The organism is Bacteroides timonensis, assembly GCF_000513195.1.
GTDB classification, from domain to species: domain Bacteria; phylum Bacteroidota; class Bacteroidia; order Bacteroidales; family Bacteroidaceae; genus Bacteroides; species Bacteroides timonensis.
The window spans coordinates 1-7,450 of the sequence record NZ_CBVI010000138.1; the positions used below are offsets into that span (position 1 = coordinate 1).

7 protein-coding genes are annotated in these 7,450 nt (G+C 42.4%); 6 read left to right on the top strand and 1 reads right to left on the bottom strand.

The annotated features are described in order from the left end of the window. The 3 genes from BN161_RS24245 to BN161_RS24255 form a co-directional block, all read left to right on the top strand. A partial coding sequence (locus BN161_RS24245; RefSeq protein WP_044271159.1) for a 4Fe-4S binding protein occupies positions 1-886 on the top strand: 886 nt, incomplete at its 5' end. 163 nt (positions 887-1,049) lie between these two features. Then, positions 1,050-1,883 (top strand): patatin-like phospholipase family protein, encoded by an 834-nt coding sequence (locus BN161_RS24250; protein ID WP_044271162.1) that lies wholly within the window; start codon positions 1,050-1,052, stop codon positions 1,881-1,883. A gap of 8 nt (positions 1,884-1,891) precedes the next feature. Beyond that, the gene (locus BN161_RS24255; protein ID WP_044271165.1) at positions 1,892-3,589 is read left to right on the top strand and encodes an alpha-amylase family protein; all 1,698 of its coding nucleotides are present in this window, start codon (positions 1,892-1,894) and stop codon (positions 3,587-3,589) included. An 84-nt stretch (positions 3,590-3,673) separates the two neighbouring features. Here the strand turns inward: BN161_RS24255 and BN161_RS24260 are convergent, their stop codons facing one another. Beyond that, positions 3,674-3,910, bottom strand: coding sequence for a DUF6965 family protein (locus BN161_RS24260; protein WP_022393546.1), 237 nt, complete (start codon positions 3,908-3,910; stop codon positions 3,674-3,676). Between the two features lie 300 nt (positions 3,911-4,210). Between BN161_RS24260 and BN161_RS24265 the strand changes: the two genes are divergently transcribed. The 3 genes from BN161_RS24265 to BN161_RS24275 are packed head-to-tail and all read left to right on the top strand — an operon-like array spanning position 4,211 to position 7,401. Then, positions 4,211-4,876 (top strand): DUF2461 domain-containing protein, encoded by a 666-nt coding sequence (locus BN161_RS24265; protein ID WP_007218413.1) that lies wholly within the window; start codon positions 4,211-4,213, stop codon positions 4,874-4,876. Positions 4,877-4,915: 39 nt separating this feature from the next. Further along, entirely contained in the window at positions 4,916-5,362 is a 447-nt protein-coding gene (locus BN161_RS24270) for a YhcH/YjgK/YiaL family protein (protein ID WP_044271169.1), read from the top strand. Positions 5,363-5,391: 29 nt separating this feature from the next. Continuing rightward, a complete protein-coding gene (locus BN161_RS24275) occupies positions 5,392-7,401 on the top strand; it encodes an alpha amylase C-terminal domain-containing protein (protein WP_044271170.1) in 2,010 nt (669 codons plus the stop codon). The last annotated feature ends 49 nt before the right edge of the window (positions 7,402-7,450 follow it).

The following is a 7,450-nucleotide window of genomic DNA, read 5'->3' on the forward strand; positions in this document are numbered from 1 at the left end:
ACGCCGCTTCTCTCTGTTTAAAGTACGCATCGATACAGAAAAATGCAATCATTGCGGACTGTGTGCCACTAAATGCAAAGCCTCATGTATTAATAGCCCGGAACAGATTATTGACTACAGTCGTTGTGTAGATTGTTTCGATTGCTTGGGTGAATGTCGCCAGAACGCACTTAGTTATACCACTCCCCTCAAAACAGAGAAACAGGTGACTGACGCTTCCAAACGCCGTTTTTTACTTGTCGGGCTGACAACTGCCGCCGCAACTCCCAAAGTAATGGCACAAGCGCAGAACGTAGCGGCTGCGGCAGCCGGGATGAAAAGTGATAAACGTCAGACGCCTATAACACCGCCGGGATCTATCAGTCTGGAACATTTTCAGGCACATTGCACCTCGTGCCACCTGTGTATCAGCAAATGTCCCTCTCATGTACTGAAGCCTGCTTTTATGGAGTATGGTTTAGGAGGAATGATGCAGCCGACCGTTTTCTTTGAAAAGGGTTTCTGTAATTTTGATTGTACCGTGTGCGGGGATGTTTGTCCGAATGGAGCTATCCTGCCACTGACGAAAGAGCAGAAACACCTGACACAGATGGGTAAAGTTGTCTTCATCGAAGAGAACTGCATCGTTTACCGTGACGGAACCAGTTGTGGAGCTTGTTCGGAACATTGTCCTACGCAAGCTCTGTCGATGATTCCTTTCAAGGACGGATTGACAATTCCTCATATAGATACGGAAATTTGTGTAGGTTGTGGCGGTTGTGAATATGTCTGCCCTGCCCGCCCTTTCCGCGCCGTATACATCGAAGGAAATGCCGTACAGCAAGAGGCTAAACCCTTCACCGATAATCATCAGGAAGAAATTCAGGTAGATGATTTCGGCTTTTGATTAAATATTTTCCCGATTCCCACTGACGCCTGTCTTCGATTGTATAAATTGGGGGCAGGCGTTGCTTTTTCTCTATACTTAGCACATTTTTCTCCCTTTTTACTTTCAACCTACGATAAAATCACTAATTTCGTGGCGAACAAATATATGGTAGATTTTTTACATGGAGGCAACATCAAATAATTGGTTTACGAACAAATATCCTATAGGATATGCTTTGAGCGGTGGTTTTATCAAGGGTTTTGCGCATCTGGGCGTGATGCAGTCATTGTTGGAACATGACATCAAACCAAATATCCTTTCGGGAGTAAGTGCAGGAGCTTTGGCAGGCGTGTTTTATGCAGACGGTAACGAACCGCATAAAGTACTAGATTACTTCTCCGGGCATAAGTTCCAGGACCTGACCAAATTAGTCATACCGAAAGTGGGCTTGTTCGAGTTAGGCGAATTTATTGATTTCCTGAAAACCAATCTGAAAGCAAAGACGATGGAAGAATTGCAAATACCTCTCATCATTACTGCAACCGACCTCGATCACGGACGTGTGGTGCATTTCCACAAAGGGAATATTGCCGAACGTGTGGCAGCTTCCTGCTGTATGCCCGTCCTCTTCTCTCCTGTAAAAATAGAAGGAACGCATTATGTAGATGGTGGGGTGTTTATGAACTTACCTGTATCTACCATCCGACGTGTTTGCAGTAAAGTGGTGGCAGTAAATGTTAGTCCGCTACTGGCGAACAAATATAAGATGAATATTGTAAGTATTGCCATGCGTTCCTACCACTTCATGTTCCGTGCCAATACGTTCCCCGAACGGGAAAAAGCGGATTTATTAATAGAACCGTATAATCTGGAGGGATACAGCAATACCGAACTGGAAAAAGCAGAAGAGATATTTATGCAGGGATACAATGCCGCTAACACTCTTCTGGATCAGTTGAAAGCGGATCAGGGAACCATCTGGAAAGATGAAAGTAATTATCAAATCATAAAATAAAAAATAGAATGGGGAAAGATGAAAAAATGATTATCTATCAAGTGTTTACGCGCTTGTTTGGTAACAATCATAATCACTGCATCAATAACGGGAACATAACGGAAAACGGATGCGGTAAAATGGCGGACTTTACAGCCAAGGCACTCAATGAAATAAAGAAGTTGGGAGCCACCCATATTTGGTATACCGGTATCATAGAGCATGCCACGCAAACGGATTATCGCCGTTACAACATACGTCCCGATCATCCGGCTATTGTTAAGGGCAAAGCAGGCTCTCCTTATGCCATCAAGGATTATTATGACGTGGACCCGGACTTGGCAAACGATGTACCGGAACGTATGAAGGAATTTGAAAATCTGGTACAACGTACTCATCGCAGCGGTCTGAAAGTCATTATCGATTTTGTTCCGAATCACGTTGCCCGCCAATATCATTCGGATGCACAACCTGACGGAACTTCACAGTTGGGTGCAAATGATGACCCTAATTACCCTTTCAGCCCATATAATAATTTTTACTATATCCCTCAATCTGAATTGCACGGTCAGTTCGATATGAAAGGATCGGCTGCGGAACCTTATAAAGAATGTCCTGCCAAAGCTACGGGGAACAATCGCTTCGATGCTTATCCCAACATCACCGACTGGTACGAAACCGTGAAGCTGAATTATGGAGTGGACTATCAGAATGGTGGAACCTGTCACTTCAATCCCACTCCGGACACCTGGACAAAGATGCTGGATATCCTTCTTTTCTGGGCAGACAAGAATATCGACGGTTTTCGTTGTGATATGGCGGAAATGGTTCCGGTTGAATTCTGGGAATGGGTGATTCCGCAAGTGAAAGAAAAGCATCCTGACTTGTTGTTCATTGCAGAAGTTTATAATCCGGCAGAATATCAAAATTACATATTCCGCGGAAAATTTGATTATCTATATGATAAGGTAGGGCTTTATGATACGCTTCGCAATGTGATTTGTGGCTATGATTCGGCTACGGCCATTACCCGTTCCTGGCAAAGTCTGGGTGGCATCGAGAAACGAATGCTGAATTTCCTGGAGAACCATGACGAACAGCGCATTGCTTCTGATTTCTTTGCCGGAAATCCGCGTAAAGCTGTTCCGGGACTGATTGTTTCAGCTTGTATGAATACCAATCCGATGATGATTTATTTCGGGCAGGAATTCGGTGAACTGGGCATGGATAGCGAAGGCTTCAGTGGCAGAGATGGGCGTACCACTATTTTTGATTATTGGAGCGTGGATACCATTCGTCGCTGGCGAAATGGTGGAAAATTCGACGGTAAGATGCTGACGGAAGACCAAAAACACATCTATAGTATCTACCAACGCATCCTGACGCTTTGCAACAAAGAAAAAGCAATCACTGAAGGAGAATTCTTTGATCTGATGTATGCCAACGCAAATGGCTGGCGCTTCAATGAGCACAAACAATACACATTCTTACGCAAAGCCGGAAAAGAGTTATTGTTCATTATCGTAAACTTTGACCACATTTCAGTAGATGTAGCTATCAATGTACCTTCTCATGCCTTTGATTTCCTGCAAATACCGCAAATGGATGTTTATCCGGCAGTAGATTTGCTAACCGGAAAGACGGAAAGTATTAGTTTGCTGCCTTATAAGGCTACGGAAATTTCAGTAGAAGGATATAGTGGAAAGATATTGAAAATCAAGTTATAATAAAATTTTCACCACGGAGTAACATAGAGTTCCACAGAGTAATAAGGATTCTTTCGAATAAAGATTACTCTGTGGAACTCTATGTTACTCCGTGGTGCTTTCTCCTTCCAGTTTTTCCTTCAGCCTGTACAGACGCGTAATGGCCGGATTGTAAAACTCATCCGGATAATGCGCTTTGATATCGTTTATATTTGCCACCACATATTGTCTAAGATTCACAATATTTTCGGCCTCACTTAGTTGTAACTCTTTGGGTAACTGTGCGTTCTCAGCCCACTTCATCAGGGCATTCACACTTTCTTCATCATATTTATATTCCATATGTTCGTATAATTTTTCTACAAAGATATAAACAAATGATAAAAACACACATACCCCTTCGAACTTTTTCTGTGGAGACGTGTTATATTATTGTGTTTTTCATAGTATTAGATATAAGATTAATTAAAGGAGACTGTACCCGCTTGTGATAAGTAAGTACATCAAAAACAGAAGCGTCTGTTTGATTGATAAATGTGTAAGGAGCATCGGTTTACCAGAGCCGATGCTTTTTTTGTCCCTGTTTGTAGCATGTTAGGAAAATTATGCGTAATTTTGTCAGATAATAAGGAAAATACCAATATGAACATCCCTGTTATTTTTCAATTCTTGAAAGAAGTGTCCGCTAATAATAACCGCGAATGGTTCAATGCTCATAAGGACTTGTATGAAGAAGCCCGTGGGGAATTTGAGAACCTGTTATCGGCTATAATTACCCGTATCTCGCTTTTCGATGAAAGTATTCGTGGCGTTCAAGTCAAAGACTGTACTTACCGGATCTATCGTGATACGCGTTTTTCGCAGGACAAGACCCCGTATAAAACTCATTTGGGCGGATACATCAACGCCCGCGGTAAGAAATCAGACCACTGCGGTTACTATGTTCACATTGAACCGGGCAACTGTCTGTTGGCAGGTGGTAGCTATTGCCTGCCTCCTAAGACGTTGAAAGCCGTGCGACAGGCAGTGTATGATAACATAGACGAATTTCGCGGTATAGTTGAAAATCCGGATTTCAAGCAATACTTCCCGGTGATAGGCGAAGACTTCCTGAAAACAGCTCCCAAAGGGTTTCCAAAGGATTTTGAATATGTACAATATCTGAAATGCAAGGAATATACCTGCTACTGCAATCAACCGGACAGCTTCTTTCTGGCACCCGATTGCGTGGATCGTACGGCGGAAATCTTCAAGCAAATGAAACCTTTTGCTGATTTTCTGAATTACACGATTGACGACTTTGAATAAAATTTGATAATAATATAACTAACTTAAAACATTAAAGCTATGGTAGTAGATAGATTAGAAAATTTAGAAAAATATGCATCGTTGAACCCCTTGTTCGCCCAAGCTATTGAATTCTTGCAATCACATGACTTGAACGCAATGGAAGTTGGCAAAACCGAACTGAAAGGTAAAGACCTGGTTGTAAACGTAGCTCAAACTACCCCTAAAGCTAAAGAACAAGCCAAACTGGAAACACACAATGAATTTATAGATATCCAGATTCCTCTCTCCGGTGCAGAAGTAATGGGTTATACCGCAGGAAAAGATTGCGTACCGGCTAATGCTCCCTACAATGCAGAGAAAGATATTACTTTCTTCGAAGGACTGGCTGAAACTTATATCACTGTAAAACCTGGAATGTTTGCTATATTTTTCCCTCAAGACGGACATGCTCCCGGCATTTCTCCTGACGGTGTGAAGAAAGTCATTGTGAAAGTGAAAGCATAATAATCCAATCAATCAAAAACTCATCCTTTATGGAAACATTGAATTTGATCAAAAACGACCCCTGGCTGGAACCTTTCGAAGATGCCATCAAAGGCCGTCATCAGCATGTATTAGACAAAGAGGCTGAACTGACGAACAAAGGGAAACAGACTTTGTCTGATTTTGCCTCGGGATATTTATATTTCGGACTTCACCGTACTGCTGACGGCTGGATTTTCCGTGAATGGGCACCCAACGCCACAGAAATATTTATTGTGGGCACATTCAATGAATGGAAAGAACTGAAGAAGTACAGTCTGAAACGTAAGGATTATGGTGTTTGGGAAATCAAACTCCCAGCAGATGCCATGAGACACGGAGACTTATACAAACTCATTGTACATTGGGAAGACGGTTGTGGAGAACGTATTCCTGCCTGGGCAACACGGGTAGTACAAGACGAACAAACCAAGATTTTCAGTGCGCAGGTCTGGGCACCGGAAAAGCCATACAAAGTAAAGAAGCGTACATTCAAGCCTAATACGGATCCTTTGCTTATCTACGAATGCCATATCGGTATGGCGCAACAGGAAGAAAAAGTAGGAACTTATAATGAGTTCCGTGAAAAGACTCTTCCGCGCATTGCTAAAGCCGGATACAATTGTATTCAAATTATGGCAATCCAGGAACATCCCTACTACGGTAGTTTCGGTTACCATGTATCCAGTTTCTTTGCCGCTTCTTCCCGTTTCGGTACTCCGGAAGAACTGAAGGAGTTGATCGATACTGCACACGGATTGGGAATTGCAGTGATTATGGATATCGTTCATTCTCACGCAGTAAAGAATGAAGTAGAAGGGTTGGGCAATTTTGCCGGTGATCCGAATCAATACTTCTACCCCGGCGCACGACGTGAACACCCAGCTTGGGACTCACTTTGTTTCGACTATGGAAAGAATGAAGTTATCCATTTTCTTCTTTCTAATTGTAAGTACTGGCTTGAGGAATACGGATTCGACGGTTTCCGCTTCGATGGTGTAACATCTATGCTCTATTTTAGTCACGGATTGGGTGAAGCTTTCTGTAATTATGGAGACTATTTCAATGGCCATCAGGACGATAATGCCATCTGCTACCTGACACTTGCCAATAAACTTATCCACGAAGTAAATTCCAAAGCAATAACGATTGCTGAAGAAGTATCGGGAATGCCCGGTCTTGCAGCTAAAATTGAAGACGGCGGCTATGGTTTCGACTACCGCATGGCGATGAATATCCCCGATTATTGGATCAAGACCATCAAAGAAAAAATAGACGAAGATTGGAAACCATCCAGCATGTTCTGGGAAGTAACCAATCGTCGTAAAGATGAAAAGACCATATCTTATGCAGAAAGTCACGACCAGGCATTAGTGGGCGATAAGACGATTATCTTCCGTCTGATAGATGCCGATATGTACTGGCATATGCAGAAAGGTGATGAAAACTACACAGTGAATCGTGGTATTGCTCTTCACAAGATGATACGTTTACTGACTTCAAGTACTATCAATGGTGGTTATCTTAACTTCATGGGCAATGAATTCGGTCATCCCGAATGGATTGATTTTCCACGTGAGGGTAATGGATGGTCATGCAAGTATGCCCGCCGTCAGTGGGATCTGGTAGATAACAAGAATCTTACTTACCACTATATGGCCGACTTTGATGCGGATATGCTCAAAATCATTAAGAGCGTGAAAGCTTTTCAGGCAACACCTGTTCAGGAAATCTGGCATAATGACGGCGACCAAATATTGGCATACATGCGTAAGGATTATGTCTTTGTGTTCAACTTCAATCCGAAACAGTCATTTACCGATTATGGCTTCCTAGTTTCTCCGGGCACATATGAAGTAGTATTGAATACGGATAATCCTGCTTATGGCGGTAATGGATTAGCTGATGACACTGTAAAACATTTCACTATTGCTGATCCTCTTTATGAAAAAGAGAAGAAGGAATGGTTGAAGTTATATATTCCTGCCCGTACAGCAGTAGTATTGAAAAAAACGAAATAAATAACATACTATAAATAAAAAAGCCGTGTCGGGAAATTCCAACACGGCT